Annotated in this window: 14 protein-coding genes; 11 read left to right on the top strand and 3 right to left on the bottom strand. The window is 34.3% G+C overall.

The window, feature by feature from the left end; all coding sequences use genetic code 11:
• Window positions 1-20: 20 nt before the first annotated feature.
• The 6 genes from ilvN (at window position 21) to BM246_RS11325 (ending at window position 8,406) form a co-directional block, all read left to right on the top strand.
• A complete protein-coding gene (gene ilvN / locus BM246_RS11350; RefSeq protein WP_042495918.1) occupies window positions 21-557 on the top strand; it encodes an acetolactate synthase small subunit in 537 nt (178 codons plus the stop codon).
• Window positions 558-569: 12 nt separating this feature from the next.
• Window positions 570-2,045 (top strand): ketol-acid reductoisomerase, encoded by a 1,476-nt coding sequence (gene ilvC, locus BM246_RS11345; RefSeq protein WP_042495917.1) that lies wholly within the window; start codon window positions 570-572, stop codon window positions 2,043-2,045.
• A 111-nt stretch (window positions 2,046-2,156) separates the two neighbouring features.
• Window positions 2,157-3,422 carry a threonine ammonia-lyase IlvA gene (gene ilvA / locus BM246_RS11340; RefSeq protein WP_042505889.1) on the top strand — a complete coding sequence of 422 codons (1,266 nt, stop codon included), beginning with the start codon at window positions 2,157-2,159 and terminating at the stop codon, window positions 3,420-3,422.
• A 196-nt stretch (window positions 3,423-3,618) separates the two neighbouring features.
• On the top strand, window positions 3,619-5,211 hold the full coding sequence (locus BM246_RS11335) for an NADP-dependent glyceraldehyde-3-phosphate dehydrogenase (protein WP_042505887.1): 1,593 nt from the start codon (window positions 3,619-3,621) through the stop codon (window positions 5,209-5,211).
• Window positions 5,212-5,378: 167 nt separating this feature from the next.
• Window positions 5,379-5,888: an azurin gene (gene azu, locus BM246_RS11330; RefSeq protein ID WP_074937959.1), complete on the top strand. Its 510-nt coding sequence runs from the start codon at window positions 5,379-5,381 to the stop codon at window positions 5,886-5,888.
• A gap of 283 nt (window positions 5,889-6,171) precedes the next feature.
• Entirely contained in the window at window positions 6,172-8,406 is a 2,235-nt protein-coding gene (locus tag BM246_RS11325) for a DUF7133 domain-containing protein (RefSeq protein WP_074937957.1), read from the top strand.
• Between the two features lie 221 nt (window positions 8,407-8,627).
• Here BM246_RS11325 and BM246_RS11320 read toward each other — a convergent pair whose 3' ends face one another.
• The 3 genes from BM246_RS11320 to BM246_RS11310 form a co-directional block, all read right to left on the bottom strand.
• A complete protein-coding gene (locus BM246_RS11320) occupies window positions 8,628-10,601 on the bottom strand; it encodes an auracyanin family protein (RefSeq protein WP_074937955.1) in 1,974 nt (657 codons plus the stop codon).
• A 16-nt stretch (window positions 10,602-10,617) separates the two neighbouring features.
• Window positions 10,618-12,519, bottom strand: coding sequence for a 3-keto-disaccharide hydrolase (locus tag BM246_RS11315; protein ID WP_074937953.1), 1,902 nt, complete (start codon window positions 12,517-12,519; stop codon window positions 10,618-10,620).
• Window positions 12,520-12,626: 107 nt separating this feature from the next.
• Window positions 12,627-15,452 (bottom strand): TonB-dependent receptor, encoded by a 2,826-nt coding sequence (locus BM246_RS11310; RefSeq protein ID WP_074937951.1) that lies wholly within the window; start codon window positions 15,450-15,452, stop codon window positions 12,627-12,629.
• A 210-nt stretch (window positions 15,453-15,662) separates the two neighbouring features.
• Here BM246_RS11310 and BM246_RS11305 point away from each other — a divergent pair, with 210 nt between their 5' ends.
• The 5 genes from BM246_RS11305 (at window position 15,663) to BM246_RS11285 (ending at window position 21,199) form a co-directional block, all read left to right on the top strand.
• The gene (locus BM246_RS11305) at window positions 15,663-16,694 is read left to right on the top strand and encodes a helix-turn-helix transcriptional regulator (RefSeq protein WP_074938002.1); all 1,032 of its coding nucleotides are present in this window, start codon (window positions 15,663-15,665) and stop codon (window positions 16,692-16,694) included.
• A gap of 204 nt (window positions 16,695-16,898) precedes the next feature.
• Window positions 16,899-18,071, top strand: coding sequence for an MFS transporter (locus BM246_RS11300; protein ID WP_074937950.1), 1,173 nt, complete (start codon window positions 16,899-16,901; stop codon window positions 18,069-18,071).
• A 6-nt stretch (window positions 18,072-18,077) separates the two neighbouring features.
• Window positions 18,078-19,226, top strand: a complete 1,149-nt coding sequence (locus tag BM246_RS11295; RefSeq protein WP_074937948.1) for a Gfo/Idh/MocA family protein — start codon at window positions 18,078-18,080, stop codon at window positions 19,224-19,226.
• Window positions 19,227-19,355: 129 nt separating this feature from the next.
• A complete protein-coding gene (locus tag BM246_RS11290) occupies window positions 19,356-20,408 on the top strand; it encodes a sugar phosphate isomerase/epimerase family protein (protein WP_074937946.1) in 1,053 nt (350 codons plus the stop codon).
• The gene (locus BM246_RS11285) at window positions 20,408-21,199 is read left to right on the top strand and encodes a 3-keto-disaccharide hydrolase (RefSeq protein WP_074937944.1); all 792 of its coding nucleotides are present in this window, start codon (window positions 20,408-20,410) and stop codon (window positions 21,197-21,199) included. The genes BM246_RS11290 and BM246_RS11285 overlap by 1 nt, the downstream gene beginning before the upstream one ends.
• Window positions 21,200-21,209 lie beyond the last annotated feature (10 nt).

Here is a 21,209-nt window from a genome sequence, read left to right as displayed (position 1 = left end):
AAATTAAGATCTAAAATAAAATGAATCAAGATATACAATCATTTACGATTTCAATTTATACCGAAAATAATATCGGGTTATTAAATCGTATTTCAGCTATTTTTCAGCGTAGACACATAAATATAGAAAGTTTAACAACATCACAATCAGAAATCGATGGTGTAAATCGTTTTGTAATTGTTGTAAATATTTGTGAAGAGCAAGCTATTAAAATAGTGAAGCAAATAGAAAAACAAGTAGAGACTATTCGTGCATTTTATCATACTGAAGATGATACTATTTTTACTGAATCGAGTATGTTCAAAATTAAATCCGAATTATTGTTTGATGAACCTCAAATTCAGAATTTAATAAAAGAAAGTTATGCCAGAATTGTAACGGTAAACAAAGAGTTTTTTGTTTTAGAAAAATCTGGACGCCGAAACGAAATAGAAGCATTGCGTAAAGAATTAACCAAATTTGGTATTATGCAATTTGTACGTTCCGGACGTATTGCTGTAACTAAAGACGAAATGAAAGTAACAGAAGTGCTGCATGCCTTCAATAATAAATACTAATTAAATTAAAAAATGGGAAATTATTTTAACACCTTATCATTAAGAGATAAATTAAATCAATTATCAAAATGTAGATTTATGGACTCTTCAGAATTTGAAGATGGTGTAAATGCTTTAAAAGGTAAAAAAATTGTCATAGTAGGTTGTGGCGCACAAGGATTAAACCAAGGATTAAACATGAGAGATTCTGGTTTAGATATTTCTTATGCACTTCGTGATGCTGCTATTGCAGAAAAACGTCAATCTTTTGTAAATGCAAGTGATAATGGTTTTACTGTTGGTACTTACCAAGAGTTAATTCCTACTGCAGATTTAGTGTTAAACTTAACGCCAGATAAGCAACATACAAGTGTAGTAAAAGCTGTTATGCCTTTAATGAAAAAAGGTGCAACGTTATCTTATTCTCACGGTTTTAATATTGTTGAAGAAGGGACTCAGGTTCGTGAAGATTTAACAGTAATTATGGTAGCTCCAAAATGTCCAGGTACCGAAGTTAGAGAAGAATATAAAAGAGGTTTTGGTGTACCAACTTTAATTGCGGTTCACGAAGAAAATGATCCAGAAGGAAAAGGTTGGGCTCAAGCAAAAGCTTATGCAGCAGCAACTGGTGGTGATAGAGCAGGTGTTTTAGCATCTTCTTTTATTGCTGAAGTAAAATCTGATTTAATGGGAGAGCAAACTATTTTATGTGGTTTACTTCAAACAGGTTCTATTCTTTGTTTCGATAAAATGATTGAAAAAGGAATTGATGCTGGTTATGCTTCTAAATTAATTCAATACGGTTGGGAAACTATTACAGAAGGTCTTAAATATGGTGGTATTACTCACATGATGGATCGTTTATCTAACCCAGCAAAAATTAAAGCTTTTGAACTTTCAGAAGAATTAAAAGATATTATGCGTCCGTTATTCCAAAAGCATATGGATGATATTATTGAAGGTCGTTTTTCTGCTGGTATGATGGCAGACTGGGCTAACGATGATAAAGATTTATTAGGATGGAGAGCTGCAACAGCAGAAACTGCATTCGAAAAAACGCCAGCTGGTGATGTTGAAATTTCTGAACAAGAATTTTATGATAATGGTGTGTTAATGGTAGCTATGGTAAGAGCAGGTGTAGAATTAGCTTTTGAAGCTATGACAGATTCTGGAATTATTGCAGCTTCTGCATACTACGAGTCTTTACACGAAACGCCACTTATTGCAAACACTATTGCAAGACGTAAATTATACGAAATGAACGCCGTAATTTCTGATACTGCTGAGTACGGATGTTATTTATTCGATCACGCTTGTAAGCCTTTATTAGCAGATTTCATGAAAACTGTTGATACAGATATTATCGGTAAGCCTTACGCAACAAGTAATGGTGAAGGTGTTGATAATGCTAAATTAATTGAAATAAATGCAGCTTTAAGAAATCACCCAGTAGAAAAGGTTGGTACATTCTTAAGAGCATCTATGACGGCTATGAAGCCAATAGTTTAATTCTTTAAACATATTTATAAAACCCGATTAGTTTAAACGAACTAATAGGTTTTACATATTAATATAACCTACAAGCTGTATAAGCTTGTAGGTTTTTAAAATTATAAAGCAATGAGTAAGGAGAGCAATACCTATTTTCCGAGTCTTAATAATATAAAGCTAGCTGCCGATACTATTAAAAATGTATCGGCAGTTACGCCTTTAGGAGTAAGCCTTCGTTATTCTGAATTTTTTGACGCTAATATTTTATTAAAACGCGAAGATCTACAGCAAGTACGCTCGTATAAAATTCGTGGTGCCTACAATAAAATTAGCTCTTTAACTTCTGAAGAATCTCAAAAAGGGGTGGTGTGTGCCAGTGCAGGAAATCATGCGCAAGGTGTCGCCTTATCTTGTAAACTGCTGAAAATAAAAGGCACAATATATATGCCGTCTCCAACACCAAACCAAAAAATAGAACAGGTAAAAATGTTTGGTGGCGATTATATAGAAATTAAAATTGAAGGAGATACATTCGACGATGCAAACCATGCAGCCGTTCAAGAATGTACTGCTTTGGGTAAAATGTTTATTCATCCATTTAATGATGAAAAAGTTATTGAAGGTCAAGGTACAGTTGGTTTAGAGGTTTTAGAGCAAACCACAGTACCTATAGATTATGTGTTTGTTGCAGTTGGTGGTGGCGGTTTAGCATCTGGTTTATCAACTGTGTTTAAAGCATTGTCTCCAAATACCAAAGTTATTGGTGTAGAGCCAGAAGGCGCTCCTTCGATGTCTACTTCAATTAAAAATAATATAAATACAGAGATAGAACATATTGAGAAATTTGTTGATGGTGCGGCTGTAAAACGCGTTGGAGATTTAAACTTCTCTATATGTAAGCAAAATTTACATGCTATGATTACAGTTCCCGAAGGAAAAGTATGCCAAACTATTTTGGAACTTTATAATAAGGATGCCATTGTAGTAGAGCCTGCTGGAGCTTTAAGCATAGCAGCTTTAGATTTTTATGCTGAAGAAATAAAAGGAAAAAACGTAGTATGTGTTGTTTCTGGAAGTAACAATGATATTACCCGAACTGCTGAAATTAAAGAACGAGCCTTGCTTTACGCTAATTTAAAGCACTATTTTATATTGAAATTTCCCCAAAGGGCAGGAGCATTAAAGGAATTTGTTGTGGATATTTTAGGTCCTAACGATGATATTACCCATTTTGAATATACTAAAAAAACAAACCGTGAAAATGGAGCAGCAGTTGTTGGTATTCAGTTAAAATCTTCTGAAGATTTAGAACCGCTTATTGCTAAAATGAAGGCACGTAAATTTTTTGGCGATTATTTAAATGATAAACCCGATTTGTTTCAATTTTTAGTGTAATTCGCATGGTTTTAGCTTAAATAGTGAAAGTTTTAATGTATTTCTTTTCGAAAACGTTTGAGTTGTATACATATGAAACTGTTGTAATTGAAGTGCTAAGAATTTGATATTTTTTCGTACAATAGCTCTGTTTTAGTGTTATTTCAGTGAGAATATTGATACCTTTACTTTACTACATAACACAATATATTTTAATATGAAAACAGCATTTCAAGACATTCCAGACGAATATAAAATAGACTCATTATTACACCAATCTACATATTTGGTTAATGGAGAACTAAAACATTGGGAAGGCGAAACAGCAGAAGTTTATTCTACTATTTCATCTACTAAAGAGTATAAAACAACTGTATTAGGAACAATTCCTCAGTTAGGCGAAGCTGAAGCATTGGAAGCTTTAGATTCGGCAACATCTGCATACAACAAAGGGCAAGGTTTATGGCCAACCATGAAAGTGATTGATAGAATTGCGTGTATGGAAAAGTTTGTTGAAGAAATGAAAACCAAGCGTGAAGAAGTTGTAAAACTATTAATGTGGGAAATTGGTAAAAACTTACCCGATTCTCAAAAGGAATTTGATAGAACAGTAGACTATATTTACGATACTATTGAGGCCTACAAGCAAATTGATAGAGACTCAGCAAAATTTGAAAAAAGCTCTGGCGTTTACGCACATATCCGTCGTGGACCACTTGGTGTGGTGCTATGTTTAGGGCCATACAACTATCCTTTAAATGAAACCTTTACACTTTTAATTCCAGCATTAATCATGGGGAATCCTGTGGTTTTTAAACCGGCAAAAATTGGTGTATTATTAATCTCTCCATTATTAGAAGCTTTTCAAAAGAGTTTTCCAAAAGGCGTGGTGAATATTGTTTACGGTCGTGGTCGTGTTTTAGCAACTCCAATAATGCAATCGGGTAAAGTTGATGTTTTAGCATTAATTGGTAATAGTAAATCTGCAAATGCATTGCAAGCGCAACACCCGAAAGGAAATAGGTTACGTATGGTTTTAGGATTAGAAGCTAAAAATCCAGCAATTATTTTACCAGATGCCGACTTAGATTTGGCAGTAGAGGAGTGTATTGCAGGAACGTTATCTTTTAACGGACAGCGTTGTACTGCTTTAAAAGTAATCTATGTACACGAATCTGTGGTAGAGGAATTTAATAGATTGTTTGCTTTCAAAGTAGATCAACTTAAATTTGGAAACCCTTGGGAGGCAGGTGCAAAATTAACGCCACTTCCAGAAATAGAAAAGCCTGGTTATATTCAAGAACTAATTGATGATGCAAAGGAAAAAGGCGCTAAAATTTTAAACAAAAAAGGAGGAGAAACTACCGAGAACTTTATTTTTCCAGCAGTGCTTTATCCAGTAACAAAAGATATGCGTGTATTTAAAGAGGAACAATTTGGACCAGTAGTGCCAGTGGTTTCTTTTTCAGATATCGAAGAGCCGCTTCATGATATGGCAGAGTCTAATTACGGACAACAAGTGAGTTTGTTTGGTCAAAATGTTCATACATTATCTCCATTAATAGATACCTTAGTTAATTTAGTTTGTCGTGTAAATTTAAACAGTTCTTGTCAACGTGGACCAGATGTTTATCCTTTTACAGGAAGAAAAGATTCGGCTTACGGAACATTAAGTGTGCATGATGCATTACGTTCTTTTTCAATTAGAACCTTTGTTGCTTCAAAAGATAATGCTTATAATAATGCTATTTTAAAAGAATTATTAGAGAAGAAAACTTCTAACTTTATTAGCACAGATTATATTCTATAATAAAGAGAAGATCACATAAATTATCTAAAAAAATAATTTTATCTTTAGGCTTCCAGTAGTGCAGAATTTTTCACTGAAAAATATTGCACTACTGGAAGCCTTTATATATGTATATTTGATACATTAAAGATTCCTGTAAAAATTTAATTTAAACTAAAATAACTAAAATGAAAATAGCAAAGTATGTATTAGTTGCTGCGTGTTCTGCAGTAGTATTAATAGGATGTGGAGGAAAAGATGAAAAGAAGAAAGAAGGCTTTTCTTATGAGAAAAAAACAGAGGTTGTTAAACCTGTAGAAAGTAACGCAAACGATGTTGTTATTACGGGTAATGATGCCATGCAGTTTAATAAGACCGAAATTAAGGTTAAAGCAGGCGAGAAAATTAAAATTACTTTAAAGCACATTGGTAAAATGGATAAAAATGTTATGGGACATAATTTTGTTTTACTTAAAAAGGGTGTAAGCGTTTCCGCTTTTGGAAATAAAGCGGCTACAGCAAAAGCTTCAGATTATATTCCGGAAAATGGTAAGGATGTTATTGCTCATACAGGTCTTGTTGGAGCAGGAGAAACATCTATAGTTGAGTTTGATGCTCCTGAGCCAGGAACATACGATTTTTTATGTAGTTTCCCAGGGCATTATGCCATGATGAAAGGGAAATTAATAGTAGAATAAATCACGAAGATTATAAAAGCTTTTAAAGTCCTTATTTTGTTAATCTCTGTAATGTTTTTAACAGAAATAAGGACTTTAATTTTTTAGGATAAGAGTAACTTCAATTTTAATAATTGTTTTACTTCCTTTATTTATATTAATTCGAAAATCTCTCTATCTGAATCATATTTTATAGGCTTAAAACTATATTTTATAGCTATAATCTTGTTTTCATTATAAATTTACCCTCTTAAGCATAACATTATCCAAGATGCTATGTTTCCAATAAAAAAAACTAACCAACATGAAAATTAAAAAAATTAGTTCGTCATTACTCGTTTTATTATCTTTTTACAATTGTGAGAAAAAGGAGTATGTCGATAAAATTTACGAAAAACCAGAAATAGTTAAAGAAGCATCTTCACAATTTCTTTCACCAGAAGAAAGTATGAAAACTTTTTATCTACCAGAAGGCTATAGAGTAGAGCTTGTTGCAAGCGAACCGATGATTGATGAGCCTGTAACCATTGCGTGGGATGGAAATGGCCGTATGTATGTTGCTGAAATGAATACTTACATGCAAGATGTAGATGGAACAGGAACTAACAGATCGATTAGTAAAATCAAAATGCTTGAGGATTTAGATGGTGATGGTAAAATGGATAAAAGCACTGTTTTTATTGATAGTTTATTATTACCACGAATGATTTTACCCCTTGAAAATGAATTGATTGTTAATGAGACATTTTCGTATGATTTATGGAGCTATAAAGATACCAATGGAGATGGTGTAGCCGATAAGAAAGAACGCGTTTATTATAACCCAAATCGTCGTGGTGGAAATTTAGAACACCAACAAAGTGGTTTAATTTGGAATTTAGATAACTGGTTATATACAACGTATAATCCTATTCGATTTAAGTTTAAGAGTAATGGGAAAGTAGAGGTAGACTCTTTAGAAAATATGCCTAATAGAGGGCAATGGGGACTAACTCAAGATGATTTAGGGAATATGTATTACTCTTCTGCGGGTAGTGAAAATCCGGCTTACGGATTTCAACAGCCACCAGTATATGGAGAGTTTAATGCAAAAGGTAGACTGGCAGAAGGTTTTGTAGAACCTTGGCCAGTAGTTGGTACTCCAGATGTTCAAGGAGGTCCAAAAAGATTAAGAGAAGATGGTACCCTTAACCATTTTACAGGAACTGCAGGACAAGAAATTTATAGAGGGCATAAATTACCTCCTAGTTTATATGGTGATCTTTTTATTCCTGAGCCTGTAGGTAGATTAATTCGTAGAGCAAAAATAAAAAATGAAAATGGTAAAAAGGTAGTTTATAACGCTTACGATAAAGCTGAGTTTATGGCATCTACAGATTTGAATTTTAGACCATTACAAGCTAAAACAGGTCCGGATGGTGCGCTTTATATTGTAGATATGTATCGTGGTATTATTCAAGAAAGTAATTGGACTAAAAAAGGAAGTTTTTTAAGACCTGTTATTGAGCGCAAAGGGTTAGATAAAAATATTGGTAAAGGTAGAATTTATAGAATTGTGCATGAAGATATTGAACTTGATAAAAAACCTAATTTAATAGGGAAGAAAGCTTCAGAATTAATAGAATATTTAGGTCATCCTAATGGTTGGTACAGAAATACGGCTCAGAAATTAATTGTTTTAAGAGGTGATGAGTCTGTTATTCCAGAATTACAGGCTTTAGCTAGAGATAACAAATCTTTTATCGATGGCTTGTTTAATAGTGATAAAGATTTTGGTTTGGAGCGCGTCACTGCACTTTGGACACTAGAAGGTTTGGATAATATTGATAAAACCTTAATTACTGAAAAATTACAAGATGAAGATTATCGTGTAAGACTTACAGCGATAAGACTAAGTGAGAATTTCATGAAAGCTGGAGATACGGATATTCTTCAAGATTTGGAAAAATTAATTTCTGATGTTGATGTAAACGTAGTAAATCAATTGGCTTTGAGTTTACGCTACAGTAAAGATAAAAAGGCTACAGAATTACTTAAAACCATTAATGAAAAATATGAGAGTCACGAAATTATCTCTCATGCTGTTGTTGAAAGTTTAAAGAAAGATGACTCTCAGTTAGCGCAACTTAAAAAGCGAATTTCTGGAAGAAGTTTAGGGGCAAGGTTGAGTATTACGAAGGGTTATGACTCTTATAAACAACTATGTATTACCTGTCATGGTGCCGATTTAAAAGGTTTGCCTACGGAAGATAGTGGTCTTATAGCGCCATCCTTAATTGGTAGTGGTAGGGTAATTGGAGATAAAGGTGTACTGAGTAAAATTTTATTAAACGGACTTATTGGCCCAATTGAAGGGAAAGAATATGGTATCATGATGCCTTTAAAAGATAATAGTGATGAGTGGATTGCAAATGTATTGAGTTATGTTAGAGCAATGAATGATGAAGATAATGTAGATAAAAAAGTTGTTAGAAACGCTAGAGCACAATCAAAAGATCGAGAAGATTATTGGACTTTAGAAGAACTTTATAAAGAGTAATTAAATTTTTTAATATAGTGGACAAAAAAAGTTGGATGAGAATCCAGCTTTTTTGTTTGTTTGAATAATAATAATAAATTCAATATAAAAATTAAAATTTATTTTGATTATTAGTGAGTTACAGAGGTGTTGTGTTTTTAATCCTGTAATAAAAATAAAAAAAAAGCCTCAGAGTTAAACTATAGTTTAACTCTGAGGCTTTTTTATATAAAATTAAGTTTTTATTTTACAATCAACTTAGTTCTCATAGTAAATGAATGACCGGGGAAGGTACAAACAATCCAATACTCACCGGGTTCACTAGGAGATGTAAAGTAGATAGTTTCGTTACTTTCAGGTCCAACAGTTCCAGAATGAAATAAAACTAAGTCGCTAAACGGAACATAATTTAAATCTGGACCATCTAACCCAAGGTTAAGAGCCATTTCTCCAATTTTAAGTGGTGTTTCTTTACCTGGTTTGGTGATAACCACATTGTGTATCATGTCGTCATTATTATTCAGGGTAAGTTGTATTTTGCTATTTCGGTTTATAGTGATTTCTTCTGTATCATATTTTAATCCAGGAATTGTACCAATAACCACTTTTTCATCTGCTCCATGTTCTCCCCATGAAGACGGCATGGTATTAACTCGCTTAGGTTGGTCTACCTTTTTGTTAGACGTTTTAGCTATATGCATTTGTGGCGATTTTAATTCTCCACCAGGTACTTGGTTTAAAGTGTAATAGCCCGTATTGTGTAATAATAATTCTCCAGATGCAGATTTTAGTTTAGGCATTTCTATTTGATGAATAAAACCTAAACGCATGCCGTGAACCGTTAATTTTACTTTCAAACCATCAGCGGAAATTTCAGCTTTATGAACCATAGATTTTTGTTGATCTACAATTGGGCTACCGTAAGTATCATGATATTTGTATGTAAACGTAGACATCTTATAGTTCGAAAGATCTTCAGCTAATTTTTTGTTGATAGGCTTGGTGAATTCAAATTCAAAACCGTCATCAAGCGCTTTCATCGTTTTAATTTCAAAAGGTGTTTTACCGCTCCAAACTAAACGTTGTAATCCATAGGCTTTTTTTCCTGTAGATGCCCAACCACGACTCGTCATACCAACAAACATATTGTTGTCTTTACCCCAAATCATCCTTAAAACTCCAGAAGAAAAACCTTCAACAAAACCAAAAGCAGCGCCTTGGTATACACCATTTACCTTTTCCATGTAAACACGCATAATTTTACTATGCCCTTGATCTCCTACAAATTGTTGGCCTTCAAACGGACCAAATTTACCATTAGTAGTGTCGTATAAAATATCTGAGGTCGATATACCTAATATGGTGTGCGGAAACCAAATTGCGGCAGATTTTAATGCCTTTTCTTTTTTAGCATAATCATACATTGAAAGTCCAGATTGTTTTTCAATATCCTCTGGTTTTAATTTTAATGGTGAGTTTGGTTCGTCTGTCCATTTTAAACTTTCTGCATGTCCTGCAAAATCACCTATTTCTAAATGCGACATACGTCCAGAGCCTACCCAGTCACCTTGGTTTTCTGTATAGAAAATATCGTTATTATCATTAATTGCAAACCCAGCTGGAGACCTAAGTCCAGCAGCTAGAGGTGTGAATTCTCCTTCTGTAGTAACCTTTACAAGCCAGCCTCTCCATTTAGCAAAACTTTTTCCGCCTTTGTACCATGATACGTTTAGCGTTAATATCATGTCGCCTTTTTTGTCAAACTTTGGACCATATGAATATTCATGATAATTCCCGGAAAGTGGCCATGAGTAAACCGTTTTGTATAAATCGGCTACGCCATCATTGTTTTTATCTTCAAGCCTTGTTAATTCACCACGTTGTGCTAAATAAAAACCATTGTCTTTATATGCTAAACCTAGCGTTTCGTGCATACCATGTGCAAATCTGTTAAATACTGGTGTTTTGCTATATGGATTGTTAACAAGCCAAACTTCACCTCTTCTGGTAGAAACACCCAGTTGGTTTTTATCTGTTAATGCTAAACCTCCAACTTCTAATTTGATATCATTAGGTATCGGGACGTCTACAATTTTATAATACTCAGCTTCTTTTTTAGCTTGATCTGAGTTTAACATTTTATCTTTTTGAGAAAATCCAAATTGATTTACTAGAAGGACGGCTATTATTACTATTGTTTTATTGATAATCTTCATGTTTTTAAGTTTTAGTTTACCAGATTATAGTATAATTTATTGTTGAATGTCCTTTAGGAATTTCTATAAGTAATTCATTTTTTCCATTGCTGTCTCTAATAATTGGTTTAATCGTTTCTCCATCTAGGAAAACAATATAATAGCTTTCGTTGTTTATAATAAACGTGTTATTTTCTAATGCTTTTATACTTTCTCCATCTGCAATTTTATGCCACATTGAAGATTTTGATTCAGAAGTAATTATTCGATCTATACCTCTTTTTGCTTTTGCAGAGGCTTTAAAGCTGTGTGATATTTCATTTTCATTAATTTCGAATGAAAACACGGGTAAACCTTCATTTTTAAATTCATAACCAATTTGTTTAAATGTTTGGTTGTTATCTAAGGCTTTTGGCCATGCGTCATTCTTAGAATTTAATGAAGCGAAATCTAAATCGCCATGCAATGAAATGGGAAAGCCCATAGGTTCTCCGCGTTGATGTTCCCCTCGAGAGTGCCACATCTGTGTAGCATCTAAGAAATCACCACTCCAAACATGGAGTAAAGTGCCTGTTTCTAAATCTAAACTATAATTCAGTTTTTCAACTAATCCAACCGATATACAATGCGAGCGTTTAACACCTTTGTGGTTTAAAAAACTACGTTGTGTAAGCGGCTTTTCTGTCACGTTTAAGGTTATTGGCTTTATTGGGTTGTTCTTGCTTAAAGTTGTAGTTCCTGTTTTTAATAATGAATAACGTTGCATTTTTGGTCCTTCAACAAAAAAGTCGAAACCACGGCGCCATATTATGGGTTTGTTATATACTAGGTTATAAGTAACTTGGCCTTTTTTTAAATGGACTTTATTAAACTGTGTCGTATTCATATCAAAGTCGCCGTTCATTTTCATTACAGTATCATTCTCAATGATTAAGTACGTACCGCCATTAACCGCAGCTTCAAATAAATAGTCGCCAGATGTTGGTATGTCTAGCTTCCCTGAGTAACTTAATACTTTTTGATCTCTTACATCAATCCTCATTAAAGGAGAAATAGAGTCTGTTGTATGTGTTTCAAGAAGTTTAAGATCTTCTATGTTTTTTACAACAGAAAGCTTTTTAGAATTATCGTAAATTTTAAGCTCAGATTTTTCGATGCCAATTTTTTTGTCTTCATAAAGTTTATATTTTATATTTTTAAAAGCAACAGGTCCATGATCGCCCTGAATCATTAATGGAGCATAAGGCACTTCTTCTTTTGCAGCGCTAGCACGAGTAGATCCAGTAACCTCTACGTTTTTCTGAATTAAAATATTATTTAACCTAACTTCTTCAAACCACGCGTTTTTAATTTTTTCGCCTTTTTCGTTAAACTTTGGTGAATGAAAAATAATTTTTAAATGTTGCCATAAACCAGGGGCCTTGGCGGCATTTACTAAAGGCGAATGTCCTTCGTAGCCTTCTTTTCCTTTTTCAGCATCTTTGTTCCATCGTTGGTAAATACCTCCAATATCATTGTATTTAGGATGTTCTACACCCCAGCTATCAAATAGCTGAATTTCATATCTACTTTGAAAATAAATGCCAGAATTAGATTTTATTGGCATCATAACATCAAGTTCTAACTCAATATCACCATGTTCGAAATTGGAAAATATATGTTTGTTCTGCTCTTGGTCGTTTTTATTTATTAAAACGCCTTTGCCCTCATTTGGTATAAGTGTTTTTTCTTTACTTCTATTAGCCACTACACTTCCGGCTATTTGCCAGTTTTTAGTAGTTGGTCTAAAATCTGATAAGTCTTCTAACTCAATATTAGTAAACGGTAATGCGTTGAGTGTTTCTTCTTTTTCATTAACAGTTTCTAGCAGTTTTGTTTCTTCTTTTTCGCAAGAAATTATCAACGAAATAGCAAAAAGAAAAAGGAGTTTGTTTTTCATATGCTTATTTGTTTATATAAAGTTGGTTGTTTTTGACTTGCGTAAAAGTATCTGCTTTTAGTTGTTACCCGTTGTTCATATGGCTTATTATATGCAAAATATGGTTCTTAAAACGCATAATTAAGTGTTAACATGGTACTTCTTGGTAAAACAGGAACTACAATAAAACTAGCATCTGGGTTGTCATTAATGTAGTCTTGAGTTACTCCATTGGCATTTGCTCCAAAAGAATTTGCTCCAAAAAAGTTAGCCAGTCCGTCAGAGTTTAAAAGGTTGCTAGCTAATACGCGAGCGCTTAAGTTTTTGTTTATTTGGTAACCTATACCAGCATCGAAAACACTGTAAGCGGCTAATTGAAAAGCGTTGGCTACGTTACCTTCACGCTTGCCTGTGTATTTCCATTTAATGAAAGATGATACTTTGTCTTTCTCAAATTCTGCAGATAGATTAAATAGTAATTTCGGGTTGAATGGTAATCTATTTCCAGAATAGTTTATAATACTATCATCTGCTATATCAACAGATCCTGCTGCGTCATAAATATTCCATTTTCTTGCCTTTGGGTTTTGTAAAACACCATTAAAACGAAAGGTTAAATATTGAATAGGGTTGTAAATGGTTTCCCATTCTAAGCCAAATGTTTGTGAGTTGTTAAACTGTATTGGTGTGTAAAAAGTACTGCTTGTACTATCATCAAATTCAAAATTAGAAACTCCAATGTTTTTTAATTCACTCCAAAAAAGTGTTGTTGTAAATGAGAAATCTTTTAAAGCTGATTTCAATCCCAATTCTGCTTGTTTTATTTTTTGTACTTCACCTGCATTAATAATAGGTACGTTAGCAAAATTGTTGAAATAATAATTTAATTCTGGTGCCTTGTTTCCTCTAGAATAACGTCCAAATAGAGAAGCATCTTCTGTTAATTTGATATTTAAACCTGCTGAATATGATAAGTAATTATAGTTAAAATTAAACGAATCACGGTCACCTGTTGGTTGTAAAATATTATTATCATAAATAGTAGTTTCATCTCCATCTAAACCTCCATTTTGTGTAAAAGGAGCGCTACGGTCATTACTGCCTTTATGGTATATAGATTCATAACGAAGTCCTAAATCTAATTGGATGTTATCTGAAATTGCCCAAACATCATTAACAAACGTAGCTGCTTGAAAAACATCAGCACGACTGTTTGTGAAAAATAAACCACCATAGTTACTTACACCATGCTCATCAGATAAATATAGAACCGGTTCACCGGGGTTTTCTAAAGTAACCTCTAACATGGTTGGGTTATTTTCATAAGTAGAAAACGCAAAACTACCTTGTGTAAAAACGGAAGTATTAGATATACCTGTAGAAAAACCGAAACTAAAATCGTGGTTATCCCAAGTTTTCAATAAAGTTAATTGCTGCATAAACTCATCGGCATCGTTATCTTTATACCAAGTAGATGTTCCTAAAACGGCATCGTTAGGTAATGTGCTTTCGGTTAGATAGTTTATTGGGCTTCCTGCAAAAATAGGACTGTTATCAATTCTTGCCATTTCGTCTCCTGTTCGAGTATTTTTAAAAACAATTTGACCAACAGGAAAAGGATTTCCGTTACTTGGTAAATAATACGTTGTAGGGTCGCTTAATGATACAAAAGCGTTACTGATAGAGGTTTGCCAATTTGCATTTTTGGTCGAAAATTTCATATTGTTTTTAATAGACCAATTATTGTTTAGGCTCTGAAACAAATCTAATCCAATCGCTAAATCTTTTGCATGTACACCTTTTGATGGATTAAAACGATTTGTTTTTCCGTCTTCTAAATAACGACCATCGGGAATCGATGCATTGTAAGAAGGCATTAAAAGAGCAGAGGAGTTGAAATCTTGTCCAAAAGCAGCTTCAGGATTGTCCCAGTTTGTAGCCGCAACACCGTTATATCTATTAGTATAATCGTTTAAATATTTTCCGTAAAGTTTAAAATATCCACGAGAGTTTACTTTAGTTAAGTTGAATTTAAATTGTCCACCTTTACTAAACGTAAAATCTGTGTTTCTTGCACCTTCATCATGTCTGTAATGTCCACCAGCGTTAAAACTCCAATTATTTCCTAATTGGCTACCTAAAACAGCATCTGCTCTGTAATAAGGATTGCCTTCACCTTTAATACCAGTTTGTAATTGTGCTTCACCAGTTAATTCTTTTGAGTTTGTTTGTCTAGAAATAAAATTATAAACGCCTCCAGGAGCATTCATGGCTGTTATGGATGCGCTACCGCCTCTTAAGGCCTCAACGTTTGCTGTCATTAAATCTGCGCGATGAAATAAATCTGGACCATAGTACGAGTGTTGTACTAAGCTTACAGGTAAATCATCTTCCTGTAAAGATACGTAATACCAACCCATATCATCTTCGGCTGCAGCCGAAATACCACGCATGTAAACTCTTGTGAAAACTTCTCCGGCAGAAGCATCAACAAAAGTTCCAGGGATGTTCTGCAATAAGTTTGCAGTGCCTTGCGGAACTATTTGTTTTAAGTCTTTGGTGTTTAAAGTGCTCACAGAGGTACTCGATTCTAATTGTATTGTAGGTGTGAAATTTCCTGTAATAATTACAGTGTGTAGGCTTAATAAGTCGCTCTCTAAATTGTATGATAACTCGGTGTTATTACCATTTAAGCTAACATTATCATTAATAGGTTTAAATCCTAAATACGAAATACTTAAAATATAATTTCCCTTAGGTGTATTTGTTAAATAATACTTGCCTTCAGTATCTGTAATGCTAAAAAGTATTGGTTCTGTGTTTAAAAAAACAGTAGCTCCGGATATAGGATTATTGTTGCTGTCTGTAATTGTTCCGTTAAGAGATGATTGTGCGTTAATTAACAAGGTTTGGCCCAATATCAAAAACGATATTAGTAATTTAATGCTATTCATAAGTTATAGAGAGTAAAAATAGTTGGTTGATTTTTGAACACAAATTTATAAAATTAATCCGCATTACTGTTTATATATTATCACTGAAAGGATTCAAACAGGTCTATCAATTGGTAATAAATAACGTCCTGTTCCAATTTTAATAAAAGGCAAATTTTTAATTCATAAAAAATGTGTATTTTGCGTGGTGTTAATGTTCAAATAATTTCAGTGAAAGTAAACAAAATAAATATTGAGCCTTATGAGGCTGATGGTATTGTATATCATGCAGATACTTGTTTGCCATTAATTGATGCGTTTAACAGAAAAAAAATAAAGTTTAAAGCTTTAGCTAGGCATACTTATCCTGGTGATCGATTGGATGAAAATACCATGGGGCTAAACAGTATTGGCTATTGGGATGCAAACGAACCGCAAGATTGGGGTTTAGATTGGCACCGCAACGAAGGTATTGAGTTTCATTTTTTAGAATCGGGCACCATGCCGTATTCTCAGGAAAATAAAGAAGTTTTGCTTACTCCAAATCATTTAACAATTACACGTCCGTGGGAAGCTCATAAAGTAGGAAACCCATATGTTGGTATGGGGAAATTCTATTGGGTTATTATCGATTTAGGCGTGCGAAGGCCTCATCAAGAATGGGTTTGGCCAGATTGGATCACATTAACACCGAGTGATTTAGGACGATTAACTACTATTTTAAGGCAGAATGAAAAATCTATTTGGAAAACCGATCAAACAGTTCGCGATTGTTTTCTTAGGATTAACAAGGCGATCAATACCGATGAAAATGGGAGCAATGCTTCTAAAATAAGACTGTTAGTTAATTATTTATTGATCCTTTTACTCGATTTATTAAATACAGACGATGTTGTTTTAGATGAAAAACTAACTGATAGTTCACGAAGCGTAAAATTTTTTTTAGATGAATTGGTGAATAATTTATCCGAAAATTGGACTGTAGAACTAATGGCAGAATCCGCAGGTGTGGGAGTAACAAGGTTTACACATCATTGCAAGCGCTTAACCAATGTAACGCCTATGCGCTATCTAACCATGAAGCGTTTGGATTTATCTAAAAAAATCCTTCAAGAAAACAACGAGTTGACTATTGCAGAAGTAGCCTATATGTGTGGTTTTGCAACAAGCCAATACTTTGCAACGGTTTTTAAAAAGCATGAAAAATGCTCGCCTAATACTTATAGGTTAAAGTATGCTGTAAATGCGGTAGACTGTGTTTAAATTATTTCACTGAATAATAATACACGCTATTTAAAATTCTATTTTATATTTTCACTAGGTAGAAATTACTGTGCTTTTTTGTTCGAATACTTAAAGTCTGTACTTTATAACGTTAACGATTTTATAAAGGAACAGTTCTGTATTGTAATGATAAATAAGAGTCTGTAATTTCTATACCAACCAAACTAAACTAAATTTTTTAAAATGGAAAACATTAATAAGAAACGACTCTTTCTTGCGAGTTGTTTAGCATTAATTACAACGGCAATGACATTTGCCATTCGCGCACGATTAGAAACTGTTTTTGGACCTGAAGGCGTTGGGCTAACACTAGAACAAATTGGTTACGCGTTTACGCCGGCTTTTTTCGGTTTTACAATTGCCATGATTTTTGGAGGACCTTTAGTCGATTTTCTCGGGATTAAAAAAATTACATGGATTGCTTTTACTATGCATGCCGTCGGAATTGTGTGGACTATTATGGCAGATTCAATGACGTCGTTATTTCTAGCAACATTATTTGTAGGTATCGGTAATGGTATGGTAGAAGCAGCGTTAAATCCAATGGTAGCATCAATGTATACTAATGAAAAAACAAAAATGCTAAATAGATTTCATGTATGGTTCCCTGGTGGTATCGTAATTGGTTCCATTATTGGGTGGCTTGTTATGGATGTTATGGGCTTAAGTTGGCAAATTATGGTTTCAACGTTATTTATACCTTTAGTGTTGTATGCTGTATTGTTTTTTGGACAAGAATTTCCGGTTACCGAGCGTGTACAGATGGGAATTAGTAATAAAAAAATGTTCTCTAGCGTTGGGAAACCTTTATTCATTTTTATGGTGTTTTGCATGCTTTTAACGGCGGCTTCAGAGTTAGGAACAACACAGCGTATAGAATCGCTTTTAAAAGAATCTGTTGCAGTGCCACTGTTAGTATTAGCGTTTATCAACGGTATTATGGCTCTAGGGAGACTGTTCGCAGGGCAAGTTGTACATAGGTTAAAACCTTCGGGCATGTTGTTGTATTCAGCAATATTTACTTTTATAGGTTTATGGTTGTTAACGGTAACTAGTGGCGGAATGACTTTTGTTGCAGCAGCAGTTTTTGCTATTGGAGTTACATTCTTTTGGCCAACCATGTTGGGCTTTGTGGCAGAATATTTACCAGAAACAGGAGCGCTTGGACTTTCAATTATGGGTGGAGCAGGTATGTTTTCTGTGTCGTTAGTATTACCAATTATGGGGAAATTGATGGATGATGCGAATGCTTCTGAAGCTTTAAGAACCATGTCTATTTTGCCAGCAATTCTTATTGTGGCCTTTTTAGGTTTAAATTTTTATATGAAAAAAAGAAATAAAACAGAACAAGCATAAGTAGTTATGACAAGAAAATTAAGAATGGGAATGATAGGTGGCGGCACCGGATCATTCATTGGAGATGTACACCGCAGAGCCGCAGCCATCGATGGCATGATAGAATTAGTTTGTGGGGCTTTTAGTAGTAATGAAGAAAAGTCTAAAACATCGGGCAAAGCATTATACCTTCCTGAAGATAGATGCTATGGTAGTTTTGAGGAAATGATTTTAAAAGAAAAGGAACTTCCTGAAGGTGTTCGTATGGATTTTGTTTCCATTGTAACACCAAACCATATGCATTTTCCTCCTGCAAAATTAGCTTTAGAAAATGGGTTTAATGTGGTTTGCGATAAACCGATGACGTTAACTTTAGACGAAGCTATTGCGTTAGAAACTATAATTGAAAAAAGCGGGAAACTTTTTGCTTTAACGCATAATTACACGGGGCACCCGATGGTAAAGCAAGCGCGAGCTATGGTTGCGAAAGGTGATTTGGGTAAAATTAGAAAAATACAAGTGCAATACTTACAGGGTTGGTTGTCTACGGCAGTAGAGCAAACCGGACAGAAACAGGCCTCTTGGCGAGTAGACCCGAGTAAATCGGGTATTGGCGGTGCTTTAGGTGATATTGGAACGCATGCAGAAAATTTAGCTGAATATATTACAGGACTAAAAATTGAAGAACTTGCTGCAGATTTAGGTAAGTTTGGAGAAGGCCGTGTGCTTGATGACGATGGTAATTTATTACTACGTATGGAAAACGGAGCAAAGGGAACCATGTCTATTTCGCAAATTGCTTTAGGTGAAGAAAATAATTTAGCTATAAAGGTTTATGGTGAAAAAGGAAGTTTGGAATGGCATCAAGAAAATCCGAACCAATTAATTACACATTGGTTAGAAGAGCCTGTTAAAATATTTACGCCAAACGGTAATAATTTATATGAAGAAGCTCTAAATGTTTCTCGTATTCCTGCGGGACATCCAGAAGGATATTTAGAAGCTTTTGCAACTATTTATAAAAATTTCGCAACACATTTAATGGCTGTTTTAAATGGTAAAACTATTGATAAACCAGATTATCCAACGGTGAAAGATGGCATACGTGGTATGCAATTTATTTATGCAGCCGTTGAAAGTGATAAGAATAACGCTGCTTGGACAAAAATAGAATAACGATATAAACTACTATTGGCGGATGCTGCGTTAGGGATTGAACGGCCTGTTTAAGCTCCCCGACCAACGGAAGGGAGCGAGTAGAGAAAGCCCGACCCTAGGGTAACGCCAAAAAAAATAAGATAAAATATGAAAACAATAAAAGGACCAGCAATTTTTTTAGCGCAATTCGCAGGAAGTGAGGCGCCATTTAATACTTTAGATAACTTATGTAAATGGGCTGCAGATTTAGGATATAAAGGGATTCAGATTCCAACATGGGAAACGGGATTAATCGATATAGAAATAGCTGCGGAAAGTCAAACGTATTGCGATGATTTAAAAGGAAAAGTTAATTCTTATGGATTAGAAATAACAGAATTATCTACACATTTACAAGGGCAATTAGTAGCTGTAAACCCAGCTTATGACACCTTGTTTGATGGTTTTGCTCCCGATGCTGTAAAAGGAAACCCAAAAGCAAGAACGGAATGGGCTATCGATTTTGTTAAGAAATCGGGGACAGCAAGTGGGCGGTTAGGTTTAAAATCTCACGCGTCGTTTTCGGGTGCTTTACTTTGGCATACTATGTACCCTTGGCCACAGCGTCCGCAAGGTTTAGTGGAAATGGGCTTTAAGGAATTGGCAAAGCGTTGGTTACCTATTTTAAATCATTTTGATGAGCAAGGGGTTGATATTTGTTATGAACTGCACCCGGGTGAAGATTTGCACGATGGCGTGTCTTTCGAGCGTTTTTTAGAGGCAACAGGAAATCATAAACGTGCCAATATTCTTTACGATCCAAGTCATTTTGTATTGCAACAATTAGATTATTTAAAATTTATAGATTATTACCACGAGCGTATAAAAGCTTTTCATGTTAAAGATGCAGAGTTTAATATGTCTGGAAAACAAGGGGTTTACGGAGGTTATTCGGATTGGCAAGATCGCGCAGGTCGTTTTAGATCTTTAGGTGACGGCCAAGTCGATTTCAAAAGTATTTTTACAAAACTTACTAAATACGATTGTGATGTTTGGGCGGTTATGGAATGGGAATGTTGTATAAAATCTTCGGCTCAAGGTGCTCGAGAAGGCGCTCCGTTTATTCAGCAACATATTATTGAGGCAGCCGAGCGTAGTTTCGACGATTTTGCTGGAGCGAAACCAGATGAAGCTTATTTAAAAAGTATACTCGGAATTTAATGAATAAAGGTTTAATTATTTTAACAGCTTTAGTTTTTGCGTCTTGTAGTCAAAGGCTTGTAATGGTAGATTCTAAACAACAGGTTGAAACTTCGGAAGATGTAATAGAACCTACAAAGCCTTCGGAAACCGAGGTTTGGGAACCTAAACCTAAAGTTGTTGAGGTGGATGAGGAGACTCAAATTCCGTCGGATGCGATTGTATTATTTAATGGTGAGAATTTTGACGAATGGGTATCTTCTGATGATTCTTCAAATGTTGAATGGATTTTAAACCCTGATAAAAGCATGACTGTTAAAAATAAGGCAGGGGATATTCAAACCAAACGTGATTTTGGTGATATGCAACTTCATATAGAATGGAAATCTTCCGAAGAAATAAAAGGAAAAGGACAAAGTCGTTCTAATAGTGGCGTGTTTATTCAAGGCAGGTACGAAGTGCAGATTTTAGATAATAATGATAACGAAACGTATGTAAATGGCCAAGTTGGTTCTATATATAAGCAGGGTATTCCGTTGGCTAAAGCATCTTCAGAAACTGGAAAATGGAATGTTTATGATATTATTTATCATGCACCGGTGTTTAATGAAACAGGAGAAAAAACTGAATCCGGCACAATAACTGTACTTCACAATGGTGTGTTAATACAAGACCATTATGAAATTAAAGGAACAACTCAGTTTATTGGGTGGCCTAAAAATAAACCGCACGGAAAAGCGCCAATTAAGTTGCAAGACCACAGAGATAATAGCGGTGTGAGTTATAGAAATATTTGGGTTAGAGAATTATAAAAAAAAAATA

The organism is Algibacter lectus (assembly GCF_900112395.1).
In the GTDB taxonomy this organism is placed as follows: Bacteria; Bacteroidota; Bacteroidia; order Flavobacteriales; family Flavobacteriaceae; genus Algibacter; species Algibacter lectus.
The sequence above is the reverse complement of the archived record's forward strand: the minus strand, read 5'-3'. Positions and strand labels throughout refer to the sequence as shown.